At 63.6% G+C, this 18,386-nt stretch carries 8 protein-coding genes; 7 read left to right on the top strand and 1 reads right to left on the bottom strand.

Going from position 1 to position 18,386, the window contains the following annotated elements; all coding sequences use genetic code 11:
* Positions 1–16 precede the first annotated feature (16 nt).
* Positions 17–415, top strand: a complete 399-nt coding sequence (locus tag H7C86_RS12580; protein ID WP_133729341.1) for a DUF1801 domain-containing protein — start codon at positions 17–19, stop codon at positions 413–415.
* Positions 416–422: 7 nt separating this feature from the next.
* Here H7C86_RS12580 and H7C86_RS12575 read toward each other — a convergent pair whose 3' ends face one another.
* Positions 423–1,580, bottom strand: a complete 1,158-nt coding sequence (locus H7C86_RS12575) for an isochorismate synthase MenF (RefSeq protein ID WP_182261623.1) — start codon at positions 1,578–1,580, stop codon at positions 423–425.
* A gap of 200 nt (positions 1,581–1,780) precedes the next feature.
* On the opposite strand from H7C86_RS12575, the gene H7C86_RS12570 reads away from it, so the two are divergent.
* From H7C86_RS12570 to H7C86_RS12545, 6 genes are all read left to right on the top strand, one after another.
* Entirely contained in the window at positions 1,781–2,011 is a 231-nt protein-coding gene (locus H7C86_RS12570; RefSeq protein WP_003942230.1) for a phosphopantetheine-binding protein, read from the top strand.
* A complete protein-coding gene (locus tag H7C86_RS12565; protein ID WP_019748150.1) occupies positions 1,999–2,799 on the top strand; it encodes a 2,3-dihydro-2,3-dihydroxybenzoate dehydrogenase in 801 nt (266 codons plus the stop codon). The genes H7C86_RS12570 and H7C86_RS12565 overlap by 13 nt, the downstream gene beginning before the upstream one ends.
* A 41-nt stretch (positions 2,800–2,840) precedes the next feature.
* Positions 2,841–4,505 (top strand): (2,3-dihydroxybenzoyl)adenylate synthase, encoded by a 1,665-nt coding sequence (locus H7C86_RS12560; RefSeq protein ID WP_182261622.1) that lies wholly within the window; start codon positions 2,841–2,843, stop codon positions 4,503–4,505.
* Positions 4,506–4,543: 38 nt separating this feature from the next.
* Positions 4,544–5,191 carry an isochorismatase family protein gene (locus tag H7C86_RS12555; protein ID WP_019748152.1) on the top strand — a complete coding sequence of 216 codons (648 nt, stop codon included), beginning with the start codon at positions 4,544–4,546 and terminating at the stop codon, positions 5,189–5,191.
* 47 nt (positions 5,192–5,238) lie between these two features.
* A complete protein-coding gene (locus H7C86_RS12550) occupies positions 5,239–5,691 on the top strand; it encodes a flavodoxin family protein (RefSeq protein WP_019748153.1) in 453 nt (150 codons plus the stop codon).
* A 208-nt stretch (positions 5,692–5,899) separates the two neighbouring features.
* Positions 5,900–18,361 carry a non-ribosomal peptide synthetase gene (locus H7C86_RS12545; RefSeq protein WP_259349096.1) on the top strand — a complete coding sequence of 4,154 codons (12,462 nt, stop codon included), beginning with the start codon at positions 5,900–5,902 and terminating at the stop codon, positions 18,359–18,361.
* Positions 18,362–18,386 lie beyond the last annotated feature (25 nt).

Raw genomic sequence — 18,386 nt, 5'->3', positions numbered from 1 at the left:
AGGAAGTGACGAAGCGATGGCGAAGCGTGATTCCGAAAAGCAAGGCGCAGATTCCCCGTCTCAGTTGATCGACCAGCGAATCGAGGAACTCGGAGACTGGCGGGGCGAGATGCTCTCCCGGATACGAACTCTGATCAAAGAGGTGGATCCGGATGTGGTGGAGGAATGGAAGTGGCGAGGAGTTCCCGTGTGGTACCACGCTGGAATGATCTGTACCGGTGAGACTTACAAGAGTGCAGTGAAGGTGACTTTTGCCAAAGGCGCATCACTCGACGACGCCTCAGGTCTCTTCAACTCCAGCCTCGAGGGCAATACGAGACGGGCGATCGATTTTCACGAAGGTGAAGCCGTCGACGAAAAGGCGTTCAAGGCACTCGTTCACGCCGCGATTACCCTGAACACCTCGAAGAAGTGATGCCTGGTCAGAGCTGATGTTCAGCGAGGTCGAACGCACTGAGTAACGTGCGAAATTTTGTACTGGTCTCTATCAGCTCGATTTCCGGATCGGAGGAAGCGACGATTCCGCCGCCTGCGTACGCCCGCGCCGAGAGGCCGTCTGCTGCAATCTCGGCGCAACGAATAGCCACCATCCACTCGCCGTCTCCGGTTCGGTCGCACCAGCCCACGGCACCGGCGTAGAACCCGCGGTCCCCTTCGGTCGCGGTGATGTGCTCGCGTGCGGCGCCCGTCGGTGTTCCGCAGATGGCGGGGGTCGGGTGCAGCGCCATTGCCAGCTCGAGCGAGGTCAGGTTCGGATCGGTCAGGACACCTTCGATCTTGGTCCCGAGGTGCCACAGTTGCGGTGTCCGAAGGAGTTCCGGTGCCCTGGGTGCATTGAATGATGTGCACAGTGGTCCGAGTATCGCGCTGATGGAGTCGACGACAAACGCGTGTTCGGCGAGATCTTTGGTCGACGCGCGGAGTTGCTCGGCATTCGCCTCGTCCTGATCCGAATTCGTGTGCCGTGCAATCGAGCCCGCCAACGGGTGGCAGGTGACGACGTCGCCTCGCCGTTCGATCAGAACCTCGGGCGTCGAGCCGACCAGCGAACGCCCGCGGTACTTTCCTCCGGCGGGGGACAGGTCGACGCAGAAACCGTTGTGCGCGTGATCGAGTGCAATCAGTTTCTCGGCCAGAGCGGCGGGCAAGATCGTGGACTCGGCCTCGATGGTCAGGGAGCGTGCGAGGACAACTTTGTCGAGTTCGCCTGCTCGAAGTCGTTCGATGGCTCCGCGGACCCTGTCGGTGTGGATCTGCGGGCTCGGTTCGAATCCGGCTACCCGCGAAGTGGGTAATGACGGGATGTTCGAGTGATATAGATCACCGCGGACTCGTGTGAAACTCAGTGGCGCGGTGAGGGCGGACGGCGTCTCCGGCGAGAACGGCAGGGCGCCGACGACCGAGTCGATGCGCCCGGTCTTGAGGGCTTCGGCAGCGTCGAAGGCCGAGTCGAATTCTTCGACTACTCCCGAAGTGCGGATCGACGTTTGCCTACGTGAGAGCAGGAAAACGGAGTCCGTTTCATCGTCAGTCCGGTTGTTGCGCAACGGGAATTCGGAGACTTCGGCGAGTGCTGACATGGACACCCTTCCAGTTCGACAGATTGCTTGTTATGTTGAGGCTAGCCTTAGTTTGGGTGAATTTGTGTTGCGAGCGCCCGGGTTGTGTACTTCCGTACCGTTATGGTTAGGCTGGCCTAAAGTCAAGGCGTGCGGACGGGGTCGACACGAGGGTTGGGTTGGCTCGATCTGAGCGCGTCGACCACTACTCGAGGAGACCGATGAGCAACACCGTGGACCGTGACCAGATCGTGCGCGACGTCGCCGAGGTTCTGTCGATGAGGGCAGAACAACTCGGCGACGACGCGGACCTGGGTGACGAAGGCCTTGACTCGGTTCGCTTGATGACGCTCGTCGAACGTTGGCGAGGAGCGGGCGCGGACGCCGACTTCGCGGAGTTGGCAGAAGAACCGACGATCAATGCCTGGGTTCAGGTGCTGTGCCCGCAGTGAGCGATCGCCGAATTGCCGTAGTCACCGGTGCGGCGGCGGGGATCGGCGCCGCAGTGGCCCGGACTCTTGCGCGCGACGGGTATTCGCTGGCACTTCTCGATCGCGACGACGTCGAATTGAAGCGGGCAACTGCGGAATTGGCAGAAACAATCGTCGAAGGCGCCGATATCGAGAGTCACGTCGTGGACGTGACCGATCGGCAGGCAGTCGACGCTGCAGTGGCCTCCACGATGGACACGTTCGGCCGGATCGACGCGCTCGCGCACGTCGCCGGAATTCTCGACACCGGATCGGTGCTGGACTCCGATCCAGACCAGTGGCGGAAGATATTCGGCGTCAACGTATTCGGATTGCTCAACGTTCTGCAAAGTGTGGGACTGGAAATGCGTCGCCGTCGGGCCGGGTCGATCGTGGTGGTCTCGTCCAACGCGGCCGGTGTCCCACGTATCGGGATGGGTGCTTACGGTTCGTCCAAAGCTGCTGCCACCATGTTGGTTCGAACCGCGGGCCTGGAGTTGGCTGTCGACGGGATTCGTGTCAACGTTGTCGCTCCGGGTTCCACAGACACAGCGATGCAGCGGTCATTGTGGTCGGACCCTTCCGACGATTCGGGTGCCGACGCGGTCATCGAAGGCAATCTGGCGGGCTATCGCCTGGGCATTCCGCTCGGAAAACTTGCCACCGCAGACGATATCGCGGACTCGGTGCACTTCCTGCTGTCCGACCGGGCGGCCCACATCACCATGCAGGCGCTGTACGTCGACGGCGGAGCGACGCTCAAAGCGTGAGATGTATTTGCTGACAGTACTTTCGAAGAGGAGTCACTTGCATGACATCGAGGATCGCTCGCGAGCCGTTGGCGCCCGTCGCACAGTATCCACCCGAATTGGTGACGCTTTATCGGGAACGAGGCTATTGGACTGACGAGACGCTGGCCGGATTCATCACGGCCGCGGCCGCACGACATCCCGACAACGAAGCGGTGGTAGGCAGCGATGCCACCGGGGCACAAACACGGCTGACGTATTTCGACCTCGATCGTCGCAGCTCGGCAGTGGCCGGAGGCCTGTCCGGGTTGGGTGTTCGCGCCGGTGACCGTGTGCTTCTGCAGCTACCGAACATCGTGGAATACGTCGAAGCATTGTTCGGTGTGTTGAAGCTCGGCGCCCTGCCGGTATTCGGGTTGCCAGCGCATCGCCGAACCGAAATCGGATACTTCTGCCAGTTCGCTGATGTCGCTGCCTATATCGTCGCCGACCGTCATGGCGGGTTCGACTACCGCGCACTGGCGCGTGAGGTGAACGAAGGCCTCGAGACTCCGCCTGTTGTGATCGTGGCCGGCGAGCCCGAAGAGTTTGTCGGTTTCGATTCGCTACGCGGATACGAGATTCCCGTTCTTGCCGACGTCGATCCGTTGTCGGTCGCCTTTCTTCAGCTTTCCGGTGGCACGACCGGTGTTCCGAAGCTGATTCCGCGAACGCACGCCGACTATCTCTACTCGGTGCGGGCATCCAACCCGATCTGCGGCGTCGACGATTCGACGCGCATGTTGGTGGTTCTCCCTGCTGCGCACAATTTTCCGATGAGTTCGCCGGGCATTCTCGGTGTCTTCCACGCGGGCGGCACCGTGGTTCTGGCGCCGGACACCATGCCGTCCACAGCTTTCGGTCTGATCGAATCAGAGCGAGTCACGCACGCGTCGTTGGTTCCACCGATCGCATTGGCTTGGATGGCCGCCCCCAGCAAGGCAGATCACGACCTGTCGAGCTTGCGGGTTCTCGGCGTCGGCGGAGCGAAGTTCAGCGCCGAAGCTGCCGCACGCGTACCCAAGGAGCTGGGCTGCACCCTTCAGCAGGTGTTCGGCATGGCTGAGGGTCTGGTCAACTACACCCGCCTCGACGATACGGAAGATTTGATAGTCAGCACGCAGGGCCGGCCCATTTCACCGGACGACGAGGTTCGTGTAGTCGATGACGATGGCGCGCTCGTCGAGCCCGGAACCACGGGGCACTTACTGACTCGGGGGCCGTACACGATCCGTGGCTATTACCGGGCGGATGCGCACAACGTCGAGGTCTTCGACGCCGAAGGTTTCTATCGCACCGGCGATCTGGTCAGCGTCACCGATTCGGGACACCTGATTGTCGAGGGCCGCGCAAAGGACCAGATCAACCGCGGCGGCGAGAAGGTGGCCGCCGAGGAGATCGAGAACCACCTGCTCTCGCATCCTGCTGTCCACGATGCGGCCGTCGTCGCTGTTCCCGACGAGTACCTGGGCGAGCGAACCTGCGCTGTTCTGGTGATTTCCGGAGATGCACCGACCGTCGGCGAGATCAAGCGATACATACGAGGCCGAGGCGTTGCGGCGTACAAGGTTCCGGATCGAGTGGAGTTCGTGACCGAGTTCCCCGTCACCGGCGTCGGAAAGACCAGCAAGGCGGCCTTGCGCCGTGTTCTCAGCGAATCGATTGCCGCACAGACTCTGTCGAGTTGATCGGTTCCCACCCCCCCACATTTTCGAGGAGATTCATCATGGCGCTACCCACAGCAGTGCGATACGAGATGCCCACCGAGTTTCCGCAGAATCGGGTCGACTGGACTCTCGATCCTTCCCGAGCGGTGCTGCTTCTGCACGACATGCAGGAATATTTCGTGAACGCGTACGACCGAAGCGTCGACCCGCTCCAAACCGTGGTTCCGAACATCGACCGGCTTCGTTCGTCGGCGCGAGCTGCCGGAATCCCGATCGTCTACACCGCGCAACCCGGAGATCAGGATCCCGAGGAGCGTGCGTTGCTGTCGGATTTCTGGGGACCGGGTCTGAAGGCAGATCCCGCTCACACCGACGTGATCGCCGAGTTGGCTCCGCATCCGGACGACGTGATGCTCACAAAATGGCGCTACAGCGCCTTCATCAAAACGGATCTGCGTGAGCGGCTGCGCGAGAGCGGGCGTGACCAGCTGATCATCACCGGAATCTATGCCCACATCGGTTGCCTGACTACCGCTTTGGACGGGTTCATGCAAGACGTGCAGATCTTCTTCGTGGGCGACGCGGTGGCCGACTTCTCCCTGGGCGAGCATGTCGGCGCCCTCGAGTACGCGGCCGGGCGCTGCGCCTCGGTCACCCGAACCGATGACCTGGTCAAGGCGATGAGCGCGGAAACGGTTTCGGCGTAGGCGTGAACGGCGACGGGTGCGCCACCCGTCGCCGTATTGTCAGGTGTGTGAAGACTTTGTTGGTGGTTCACCACTCGCCCTCGCCGACAACCCACGAATTGTTGGATGCAGTCCTTGCCGGTGCTCGCGATCCGGAGATCGAGGGCGTCGAGGTGAAGGTGGTGCCGGCGTTGGCGGCGACGGTGCCCGACGTACTCGCTGCTGACGGCTATCTTTTCGGTACCACCGCCAATTTCGGTTACATGTCGGGCGCGCTCAAGTACTTCTTCGACACCACGTACTACCAATGTCTCGGTGCGGTGTCGGATCGGCCGTACGGCCTGTGGGTTCACGGCAACAACGACACTGCTGGTGCCGTGTCGTCGGTGCGCAAACTCGCGACAGGGCTCGGGTTGGTCGCGGTGGCGGATCCACTCGAAGTGACTGTGAGCGTGGACAAATCTGTCCGCGATGGTTGTTATGAACTGGGCGGAACCGTCGCAGCAACGCTGATGGACTAGCCTTCCACTTTCTCGTTTCGGTTCACGAAAGAGACTGTCCCGCAAGCGGTTGTAGAAGCGCGTGTCCTCTGGTGAACGCGTCGGGAGCCGTCGGCTCTCGGGTCACCGGCGAGGCGGATTCCCCGATTCATCGACATTTAGTTTAGGCTACCCAAAACGACGTTAGGTCACCCTTGGGTGACGTGTGTCCACAGACGAGGGGATCAGTGTGAGCGTTCTTCCAGGTTCGAACTCCGGAGCGGCAAACGAAGCTACGTTTGCTCTCACAGGAGCTCAACTCGGGATTTGGAACGCACAGAGGCTTGATCCCGAATCTCGGAGCTATCTCGTCGGTGAGGTGCTCGAAATCTCGGGCGACGAACCGATCGACACCGAACGTCTGACGACCGCCATCAGGGCGACGATCGGCGAAGCCGAAACCATGCGGCTGCGGATGATCGAGACGGCGGACGGCCCGCGTCAGTACATCTCCGACGAGCCGGTTGGCATCATCCCGATCACCGACGTCCGTGACGAGCGCGATCCCGTAGCCGTGGCGCACGCACTGGTCGACGCCGAGCGCAGCCGGGCGTCCGAGTACTGCCGCCTGATGGTGGAGCGCCCGCTTTACACGTACTCGCTGATCAGGCTCTCCGATCGCGAGATCTGGTGCATTCAGCTCTATCACCACCTGATCGTCGACGGATACAGCGCAGCAATGATTTCGCGCCGAGTCGCCGCGCACTACACGGCCGCGAAGAAGGGAACCGAGGTCGCGCCAACGCGATTCGGTTCGATGAGTGCGTTGGTCGCCGAGGACGAGGCGTACCGGGCGGGCAACCAGTTCGTCGAAGATCGTGACTACTGGCGTGATGTCCTGACGCCGTTGCCCGCGTTGGACGGACGGGGCCAGCAGGTCACCGGTCCAGCGGAACGAACGATCCAGGTTCGCGAGGTCATCAGTGCCGACGCCCTCGGCCGCCTCAAAGAGGTGGCAGACGCGACGGGAACAACGTGGGCCGAGGCACTGATCGCCTGCTACGGCGCGTTTCTCCACCGGTTGCTCGGTGAGACGGATGTTGTCATCGCGATGCCACTCATGGCGCGCGTGGGGCGCACGGCACTCAAGACCCCGGCCATGGCAGTCAACGTTCTGCCTCTCCGGTTGACGATTCGCAGCCACGATCGACTCGGTGACCTGAGCAAGCAGGTGGCCGCCACGATGAAAAGCCTGCGCGCACACCAGCGCTACCGCGGTGAGAATCTTGCTCGGGACCTGGGCGTCGCCGGCACCGGCGCACTGCTTCACGGGATCGGAATCAATCTCAAGGCTTTCGACTTCGCCCTCGATTTCGCCGGTGCTGTGGGTGTACTGCGTAACGTCGCCGGGGGGCCGCCGGAGGACCTGGGTTTGACGGTCACTCCCATCGCGGACGGCGAAGTTCTCCTCGGGTTCGAAGTGGACGCGCGTACCAACACTCGGGATTCGGTTCAGCGTCGCCTCGCCGGTTTCGTGAGCATCGTCAACGCGATGGTGGGGGAGGGAGACCCTGCCGTCGGACAGGTGCAGATGATGCCGGCACCCGAAGCTGCGCGGATTCTCGCCGGCCGCGAAACTGCACCGCTGCCCGGCTCCGTCGCCCTCGTCCCGGACGTCTTCGACCGCATCGTCGCCGATCATGCGGATGACACGGTCCTGGTGTGCGGCGAGGAACGTCTGACAGGCGCAGAACTCGGTGGCCGCGTCCACAAACTCGCCCGGTTGCTTCGGGCTCGCGATGTCGGCCCGGACGACATTGTCGGACTTGCGCTTCCGCGTACCTCCGAGATGGTGGTGGCTCTGCTCGCGACACTGAACGCGGGCGCAGCGTACGTGGCCCTGGATCCGCAGCACCCGGCCGAGCGGTTGCGGGATCTGATCGACGACGCGCAACCGAAGGTGGTGCTCACCACTTCCGCGCTGGCCGAGCAACTCGTCGGAGATTCTCGACCCGACCCGCTCGTACTCGATTCCGACGAAGTGCGCGAAGAACTCCGTGCCCATTCCGAGTTTCCACTCGAACTCGGTGAACTGGCGACGGCGCGGCATGGCGATCACCTGGCGTACGTCATCTACACCTCGGGATCGACAGGCAAGCCGAAGGGCGTGTTGGTCAGAAGCGGTGGATTGGCGCACCTGCTTCACCATCACCGCGCCACCATCTACCGGGACACGGCCGCGCGCGTCGGAAACCGGCAACTGCACACCGCGCATACGGCGTCGTTCGCCTTCGACGCGTCTCTCGATCAGCTGTTGTGGCTGCTGTGTGGTCATCGGGTGCACGTATACGACGAAGAACTGCAGAAGGACGCCGTTGCCCTGGTCGCGGCGTTCGAGCGAGATTGCGTCGACGTGGTCGACACGACGCCGTCGATGGCGGCAGCGATGGTGGACAACGGATTGCTGCGCACGCAGCGGCTGCACCTGCTTGTCGTGGGCGGCGAGGCGGCACCGCCCGCACTGTGGGACGCGATCATCGAATCCGGTGTTCCCGCTCGAAACCTGTACGGCCCCACCGAAACGACGGTCGACGCGATCGCGACCACGGTCGAAGGTGCCGGACCGCGTATCGGGTACCCGCTCGCGGGAACCCGCGCGTACCTGCTCGACAGCGCGCTCGAACCGGTCGCCGACGGCGAACGAGGTGAGCTCTATCTGGCCGGACCGCAATTGGCCAGGGGATACCTCGGTCGCGCCGGCGCGACCTCCGAGCGTTTTGTCGCAGATCCTTTCGGGGCTCCGGGGGATCTGATGTACCGCGCCGGGGACGTCGCGCGCTGGGTACCTGGGCGGGGATACGACTTCATCGGTCGTAGCGACAAGCAGGTGAAGATCCGCGGACATCGCGTCGAGTTGAGCGAGGTCGAGGCTGTTCTCGGATCGGTGCCCGGAATCGGCGCGGCCGCCGCGCTGATCCGTACGGATGGTGGACGGCCCAGCCTGGTCGGCTACGTTGTAGCCGCCGCCGGTACGACGCTTCCGCCGCAGGAAGAATTGCGCCGAGACCTCGCCGCTCGCGTACCGGATCATTTGGTTCCGGCCGCAATCGTCGTTCTGGACGAACTGCCCGTCACGGTGAACGGAAAGCTCGATCGTGCGGCACTACCTGCGCCGGCTACCGAATCGGAAGGTCGCGCTGCATCGACACCGCACGAGGAAATCCTCTGTGACGTGGTGGCCGAGGTGCTCGGCCGCGAGCGCGTCGGCGTGGACGAGGATTTCTTCGGTCTCGGTGGTGACAGCATCACGGCAATCAGTGTCAGCAGTCGCCTGCGGGTGCGCGGACTGGTCGTCGCTCCGAAAGAGCTACTGGCACAGCGAGATCTGGGAACCATCGCCGCTGCGGCGCGTGAGATTGCCGATGACGCCGACGCCGTAGCCTCGGTTGCGGACGTGGCGACCGGCACCGTGATCGCTCCGCCGATCGTTCGGGCACTGATCGACAAGAATCCGACAGACGAGGCAATCGCGGGCTACGCGCAGTGGACCGCAGTGCGCATCGACGACGGCCTCTCGCTGAGCGACCTGCAGTCCGGCGTGCAGACGATCCTCGATCACCATGACGCTCTACGTCTGCTCCTGCGCCGTGACAACGACAGCGGCACTACCGAATTGATCGTCCGAGACGTCGGCGCGGTGCGCAGCGAGGGGCTCGTTCACGAGGTGTCCGACACCTCCGACCCGTCCCGGATCAGAGAGCTCGCGGAGGCGTCGGCGGCGAGTCTCGACCCACGCACCGGTGAACTCCTGCGAGTCGTACTGGTCAATACCGAGGCCGGTCGACCCGACCACTTGATCGTCATGGCTCACCATTTGATCGTCGACGGTGTGTCCTGGCGAATTCTGCTTCCAGACCTCCACGAAGCTACCGATGCAGCGCGCGAGCGTAGGTCGGCCCGGCTGGGTGCTAGCGGAAGTTCGTGGCGCCGATACGCGGGGTTGCTCGCAGAATTCGGGACCTCGGGCAGCATGGCATCGGAGCTCGAGTACTGGAAGTCCGCGTCGGTACAGGCGGACGACGAGCCGATCGGCAGTCGTCGTCTCGACCCGAAAGTCGACCTCACCGCAACCGCCTCTCGCACGACAACTGTTGCACCCCCGGCTGTCACCGACGCGCTGTTGACCACGCTTCCGGCGGCGTATCGAGCCAAGGCCGACGAAGTGCTTCTCGCGGGTTTGATGCTTGCCTTGCGCTCATGGCAGCACGGCCGCGGCCTCATCGGCCTGCCCGCGCAGACAGTCACCGTCGAAGGCCATGGCCGCGACGCGCTCACCAGCGACACCGACTTCGCCGGAACCATCGGGTGGTTCACCAGTGAGTTCCCCGTCCGGGTTCCTACCGATGCACTGCTCACCGCAGACGATCTTGCCGACGCACTGAGCGGCGGAGCAGCTGCCGGGCATCTGCTTCGTGCGGTGAAGGAAGCAAAACGCGCCGTACCCGGAGGTGGAGTCGGCTACGGAGTTCTGCGGCATCTGGATCGCGACACCGCACCTGACCTTTCCGCGTGCGCTACACCCGAACTGCTGCTCAACTATCTCGGCCGCTTCCCGTCCCTACCCGGAACCGGATGGCGATTGCCGGAGCAGGATCCATTCGCGGTCATCGAACCGGCGAGCAAGGCAATGTCGGAAGTGCTGGCGCTCAACGCATTTGTCCGTGAGGACGGAGCACCGACGCTGGCAGTCGAATGGACTGCGGCGGGTTCAGTGCTCGACGGCGAAACGATCGTCGCGCTGCAAGAGCATTGGGAACGTGCGCTCGCTGCCCTGACCGCGCATGCCGCGCTCTTCGAGGGTGGTTTGACGCCTTCCGATTGCTCGGCGACGATCTTCGGCCAGGGCGCGGTGGTCGATCAAGCCGGGATCAACGAACTCGAAGCCGTCCACGGACCGCTTGCCGATGTACTTCCGCTGTCGCCGCTACAAGAAGGCCTCCTGTTCCACGCGGTCCGTGACGGCGAAGCAGACGTCTATACCCTTACCGCACGCTTCGACCTCTCCGGCCCGTTGGACGAGGTGAAGTTGGCCGACGCGTTCGAGACCGTGATCGACAGACACCCGAATCTACGCGCAGCTTTCCACTACGAGCAGTTCGAACGGCCCGTTCAGATCATTCCGCGCGGTGCAAAAGTCGAGTGGCGTTCGGTCGACCTGACCTCCGTTCCAGCTGACACTGCATTCCGCTCTGCAGATCAGCTCGAGGACGAGGCCGCCGATTACGTCTTCGATGTCAGTACACCGCCTCTGCTGCGTGCGCTGCTGATTCGGCTGCCCGGCGGGGTGCACCGTTTGGTCCTCAATGCGCATCACCTGCTCACCGACGGGTGGTCGACTCCGATCGTCCTGCGCGAGCTGATGAACGTCTACCACGACGGCGATGCGCACCTTCCTGCGCCGACGCCGTATCGCGACTACCTGGCATGGATCGCCGGCCGTGATCAGGACTCTGCCCGCGCAGTGTGGAGTGAGCGTCTGCGTGGGCTCACCGCGCCGACTCTCGTTGCCGACGCAGGGGCGCCGCGAAGTGTGCCCGTCGCGATCGAGGTTCCTCTCGCGACATCGGACGCCGACGCGCTGATCGAACTCGGTCGTGCGCGAGCGCTGACGGTCAACACCCTGGTTCAGGGTGCGTGGGCAGCGGCGCTCGCCGAAGCGACGGGACAGTGGGACGTCGTGTTCGGGGCCACGGTGTCCGGCCGACCTGCCGAACTCTCCGGGGTGGAGGGAATGGTCGGGTTGTTCAGCAACACGATTCCGGCCCGCCTCGACATCGTCGCGGATCAGCCCTTGCTGGATCAGTTCGTCGGTCTGCAGAACGCGCAGTTCGACATCGTGGACGTCGAGCACACCAGTTTGGCCGAGATCGAACGCATCGCCGGGATCGGGCAACTGTTCGACACGCTCCTGGTGTTCGAGAACTTCCCGAACTCCGGTGCGGGACAGCCTGCATCGCACACACTTCGAGTCGAGGGATTCACCAACCGCGGAGTCACGCACTATCCGATGACGTTGATGGCGCCGCCGAGCACCGGTCTGGATCTGGTCCTGTACCACGATCCGGCAGTTGTCTCCGAAGCCACGGCGCAGCGAATGGTCACACGGCTCGCGGAGATCCTGCGTGGGTTGCTGACCGAGCCGACAGCTCCCGCATCCGCGGTGCTCACGGTTGTCCGACAGGCAGCGTCCGTTGCCGATGCGGTGTCTGTCACGAAAAATGTGGCTGTCACGAAAAAGGTGGCCGCGTCCGATCCTGCGATCGATGTCGATCCCGCGGTCGTCGATGCAGTGTGCGCCTGTGTCGCAACGGTGTTGGAGATTCCCGACGTCGATCCGGGTGACAATTTCTTCACTCTCGGCGGTCACTCGCTCACTGCGATGCGGTTGGTGGGAAGTCTGCGGAAGCTGGGAATTCGCGTCGTCGTCTCCGATGTCTTCGACACCCCGACCCCCCTCGGTCTTGCCGTGGCCGCACGCGTCGATCAGAAGAAGTTCTCGCCGGATTCGGTTGCTGTCGTCGATCGACCCGCCGTGACCGTGGCGACGTTCCGCGCCCCGGCAGTGTCGGGAAATCCTGATCACGAGCGGTATTGGGTTCGCACGCTCGCGGGCTTGCCCCTCGAAACGGACCTTCCCTACGATCGCCCGCGCGGCGAAGAGTACCGCCCGCACACCTACGTTCGTCAGCTACGCGATGCGCGGTTCGGTGACGGATCAGGATTCGACGCGGTGCTGTTGGCCGCAGTGGCGGCGACGCTGAACGGCTTCGGTGGTGGTCGGGACCTTGCGGTCGGACTCTTCTCGGAAGGGACTGACAGCCTGATTCGGGTCGATCTGTCCGGTCGGCCGAGAATTGCCGATGTCGTTCGACGAGTCGAAAACGCTTTCTCTGAGGCACTTGCGCATTCCGAAGTCAGCCTGGACCGAATCGCCGATCTACTCGGGCGTCCCGCCAGCAGTCTGTTCGCTGCCCGTGTCGGTCACTCGCCCCGAGCGAGCGTCGACCTCGAATTCGTCCGAACCGCAACAGAACTTCGATTGACGGTTGATGCCGGGCTGTTCGACGCCGAGACTGCGGACGCATTGCTCGACGGTGTGATCGCGGTCCTCGGTCACGAAAACAGCACTGTCGTCGCGGATCTGCGACTGGCGGAAAACAAGTCGGATCGCGACCCGGGCCGACGCGCGACGCCGCCGTCGGGGATCTCGCAGTTGTTCGCTCGACACGTCAGCCGTCACCCCGACGACGTCGCGGTGATCTCCGGCGAGGTCGGAATTACCTATGGGGAACTGTCGGCGCGCGTCGACGAGCTGGCCCGCGAACTTCTCGCGGCCGGCGCCGGACCCGAGAAGGTAGTCGCCGTCGCGCTCGATCGAGATGCGGATCTGGTGGCCGGACTGCTCGCGGTACTGCGTATTGGTGCGGCGTACCTGCCACTCGACGTCGACTACCCGAGTGAGCGGCTCGAGTTCATGATCGAGGACGCGACCCCGGTGTGTGTCCTGACCAGTATCGACAGCGCAGGGCAACTTCCGTCGACGGTCGCCACGAGTGTCTTCGTGGACGGTGAGTTCACCAACTCGGGCGTTGTGCTTCCTTCACCGCCCGCGGCGGGTGATCACCTCGCCTACATGATCCACACCTCCGGTTCGACGGGTCGCCCCAAGGGCGTGATGGTCTCGACGGGCAACCTCGCGGCCTTCGCGGACACCGTACTCGAGGATTGCTGGATCAGGCCGGGCGATCGCATCGTAGCGGTGACAACGGTGTCGTTCGACATCGCCGCACTCGAGTTGCTGTGCCCGCTCGCAGCGGGCGCGACTGTCGTGATCGCAGACCGCAGGACGGTTCGCGATCCGGATGCGTTGTCGGCGTTGATCATCGCAAGCGATGCGACAGTGATGCAGGCAACGCCGGCGCTGTGGCGAGTGGTCACCGAACACGAGAACGCATCCGGACTCGCCAAGGTGCGAGCCCTGGTGGGAGGGGAAGCCCTCCCGCAGGATCTGGCTGACGATCTGGTGGCCAACGCTGCTTCGGTCCGGAATGTCTACGGACCCACCGAGGCCACGGTGTGGGCGACATCTTCGGTCATCACAACCGGTGACCGAGTCACGATCGGTCAGCCCTGGACCGACGTGCACGTGCGAATCCTCGACGACGACCTGCGTGAGGTTCCGGAAGGCGTTGCGGGCGAGCTGTATCTGGGCGGTGCGCAGGTGGTCCGCGGATACCTGAATCGCACCGATCTGACCGTAGCTCGGTTCGTTGCCGATCCTTCTCTACCGGGGGCACGCCTCTACCGCACCGGCGATCTGGTCCGACGCAGGCGAGGGGTTTTGCACTTCCTTCGTCGTGCGGACGATCAGGTGAAGGTTCGCGGTTTCCGCATCGAGCTCGGCGAGGTCGAAGGCGCGCTCGGATCGGTGGCCGGTGTGTTCCGCGCGGCAGCCACCGTCCGTGTCGATGCGGCGGGCACCGGAAGTCTGCACGGATATGTGGTTCCCGAAGGTGGAACCACGCTCGATTCGGTATTGGTGCGCAAGGAGATTGCGCGGCTGCTCCCCGAGCACATGGTGCCGCAGAGCATCACGGTGCTCGAAGCACTCCCGCTCACCCTCAACGGCAAGGTGGACCGAAAGGCATTGCCCGACACCGCGCCGGATCGTGTGCCGAGCCCACTCGTAGCCGTCGATGCGGATCGTCGGGCACGGCTCGAGTCGCTGAGCCCGGGCTGGCAGGACGTGCTGCCACTCGGTCCCTTGCAGGAAGGCATGTACTTCCAGTCGGTTCTCGACGGCGCCGGCGGTACGGATGTCTATCACATGCAGCCGCGATTCGAGTTCTCCGCCGATGCTGCCGTCGACGTTCGCTCACTCCGAGCAGCGGGGGATGCGCTCTTGCGGCGCTATCCGAACCTGCGGGCCGGCTTCACACACGCCGGTTTCGACGCTCCGGTGCAGTTCGTGCCCAGGGCAGCCGAAATGCCTTTCCGCGAGATCGATCTGAGCGCAGTTGCGACCGAGGACATCGATCGCGAGGTTCGCGCCGTCGACGAGGCCGAATTCGGCACGCTCTTCGACTTGAGTGCACCACCACTCATTCGAATGGTGCTGGTCTGGTTACCGGGTGGGGGAGCGCATCTCGTCTTCACTCAGCACCACCTGCTGACCGACGGTTGGTCGCAGACCTTGATGTACGCGGAGTTGTTTGCGCTCTACGAGTTTGCTCGCACTCACGGCACGGACCCGGTTGGACTCGACGGCGCGCTCGACAAGCCTGCGGACTTCCGTGATCACCTGCGATGGATCGCCGAAGCGGATCGCACGGACGCCCTCTCGTCCTGGAAGGACTACCTCGCGGATCTCGAGCAACCCACACTCGTGGGTGGTACGGGATCAGGCGGACGTGCTCCGTTGCCGGTATTCACCCGCGTTCAGCTCGAACAGAGCATCACCGAGCACGTTCGCGAGCTGGCCAGACGTAGCGGAGTGACGCTCTCCACCGTGGTTTCTGCGGCGTGGGGCCTGGCATTGCGCGCCGTGACGGGGCGTGACGACGTGGTCTTCGGATCGACGGTTTCGGGACGTTCACCCGAGGTCGAGGGCGCCGACCGCATGGTGGGCTTGGCGCTCAACACCATTCCCGTGCGTGTCCGGGTCCGGCCAGGCGAGGAGATCTCGGCGTTGCTCGGACGCCTGTTCCGTGAACAGGGTTCGCTGCTGGGGCATCACCATCTCGGGCTCGGCGACGTGCAGCGAAGCGCTGGGTTCGCAACACTGTTCGACACGCTCTACGTCTTCCGCAACACGCCTCGTGACGAACAGGCACGTCGAGACACGTTCGGGCGCAGTGGAATCGTCGGGTTCGACGCAGTGGACGGCACCCACTATGCGCTCACGCTCGACGTGGATCCGGGTGCCGGGGATGCGCCGATGGCGCTCACTCTCGAAAATCGTCCCGACCTGATTCCCCACGACGTGGCAAGGGACGTTCTTTCACGCACCATCACGATCCTCGAAGTGATGGCGAATTCCGATACCGCCACGGTGGCGGACACGGCGGTTCCGCTTTCGCACACCCCCGCGGAATTCGCTTCGGAGCACATTGTGATGCCGCGGCCGGACCAGCCCGGCGGTAGCGTGGACGCCTTGCTCCGCGAAAGGGCAGCGGCAACTCCGGACGAGACGGCGCTGGTCTTCGGAGACGTCACACTGAGCGCAGCCGAGATGAACACTCGAGTGGACAGGCTGGCACGGATACTCGCGTCGGCGCTGGGACAGTCGGTGCCAGGCGCGGGATCGACCCGTGTTGTGGCGCTCGCACTTCCGCGTACCGCCGATCACGTCGTAGCGATCTTCGCCGTCATGAGAACTGGAGCGGCATACCTTCCCTTGGATCTGGCTCACCCGCCGGCACGCCTGCGCGAACTGATCCTCGACAGCGATGCGGCGCTGGTGATCACCACGACTCAGACGCGTGACCTCGTTGTTCCGGATGGACAGGTATGTCTGGTCCTCGACGACCCGGACGTAACCGGGGTACTCGACGGGCAGTCTCCGGCACCTGTAGTCGACGAGGCCGCGGTGTGCGGGCCGACCTCACCGGACCAGCCTGCCTACGTCATCTACACCTCGGGCAGTACCGGAAAACCCAAGGGCGTTGTGGTGGGTCACCGCGGGTTGACGACGATGTATCACAATCACAAGGCCGAGATCTTCACTCCGACCGAAAACAGTGTGGGTGGCCGACGTTTGCGCATCGCGCACACAGTCTCGTTCTCGTTCGACATGTCGTGGGAGGAACTGTTCTGGTTGCTCGCGGGGCATGAAGTTCACGTGATCGACGAGCAGGCGCGACTGGACCCCGCGTCTCTGGTGAAGCATTACCGCGAAGTCGGTATCGACGTCGTGAATGTAACCCCCTCGTATGCACGGGAACTGATGGCCGCCGGTCTCCTCGACGGGGAGCGGACGCCTGTGTTGGTGATGCTCGGAGGAGAAGCTGTACCTGCCGAACTGTGGTCGCGATTGCGCGATCAGGACGGTGTCGACGGGTACGACCTTTACGGGCCGACGGAGTTCACGATCAACGCGATGGGATCCCCGGTTCAGGGGAGCGAGACACCGTGCTTGGGTCGTCCGATTCTGAACGCGTCCGCGCGGGTACTCGATTCGGGGCTGCGGGAGGTTCCGATCGGAGCGGCGGGCGAGCTGTACATGTCCGGTGACGGAACGGCGATGGGTTACCTTCACCGGACCGCGCTGACATCTTCCGTATTCGTCGCGGATCCCTACTCGGTCGGTCACCGCATGTACCGCACCGGTGACGTCGTTCTGCGTCGCCGCGACGGCGAACTCGAATATCTGGGTCGCGCAGACCATCAGGTCAAGATCCGAGGCATTCGGATCGAATTGGGTGAAGTGGAATCCGCGCTGGCGTCGTTGCCGGGAGTGTTGAGAGCGGCAGCGTCAGTCCGTAACGAAGGCGGTGGGCCGCCGCGACTGGTCGGGTACGTCATCGAAGAACCCGGCGCTGATGCAGTCGATCTGCGAGCTGCGTTGCGGGAACGCGTACCGGCACACCTGGTTCCGTCGGACATCGTCGTCGTGGATTCGATTCCGCTGACGCCCAACGGAAAACTGGACCGCGGTGCGTTGCCGGCACCCCCCGCCCGAGCAGCGGCCCGAGCACCGCGAACCGAGATGGAAAGGCAACTGTGCCAGGTCTTTGCGCGGGTACTCGGCGTCGAGGCAGTCGATCCCGAAGAGAGCTTCTTCGATCTCGGCGGCGACTCGCTTCGAGCCATGCGACTGGTGGGGGAGATGGAGCACGACCTGTCGGTGAGCGTCGGTGTGGGAACGCTGATGGCCCGTCCGACAGTTGCAGAACTTGCAGCACACCTTGGCGAGTCGGCGTCCGACATCGATCTGAGTCGCGATCGCCTCCTGACACTGCGAGCCGAAGGCAGCGGAGAACCACTGTTCTGCGTGCATCCGGCCGGTGGATTCGCTTGGCCCTTTGCGCCTTTGACCGGTGTTCTTGAGGCTGACCGTCCACTGTTCGGCCTGCAGCTGCCCACAGTTGCCGGTGAGCCACTCGAACCGACGAACGTGGACCAACTGGCAGCGATGTACGTCGACACGATTCGGGGCGTTCAGCCGAGCGGGCCGTACCACCTGCTCGGCTACTCGTTCGGTGGCAACGTCGTTGCCGCGATGGCGGCTCAGCTGGTCGATATCGGCGAGACGGTGGAGTTCGTCGGTCTGATCGATACTCATCCACTGGGAGATCGTGACGATCGCGGTCGCGACGATGCCGACGACCGAGATCTGGCCGCCGCCCTGCCACCCGAGATCCTCACTCAGGCACCGGGACTGGTCGAGGCTGTTCGGGCGGGTTTTGATGCCACTCGTTTGCTCGCGGCCCGCTCGACGGACACAACCTACGACGGACCGGTTACTCTGATCACCGCCGACGCCGAGGCGTCCGGACAGCTGCTGGCCGATCGCTGGCGCAGAGTCCGCGGGGACCGGGACATGGCAGTACACCATCTGCCGTACGACCACGCCGGATTGGTGACCCCAGCCGGGTGGGCGGCCATTGCCCCGCTGCTCGACAGCCATTTGTCGAAACGCACGGCCACATAGTTTGAAAACCACACAGTTGAAACAC

The sequence above is a fragment of the Rhodococcus sp. UFZ-B548 genome (assembly GCF_903819475.1).
Taxonomy (GTDB): domain Bacteria; phylum Actinomycetota; class Actinomycetes; order Mycobacteriales; family Mycobacteriaceae; genus Rhodococcus_F; species Rhodococcus_F erythropolis.
This window is presented reverse-complemented; position numbering and strand designations above follow the sequence as displayed.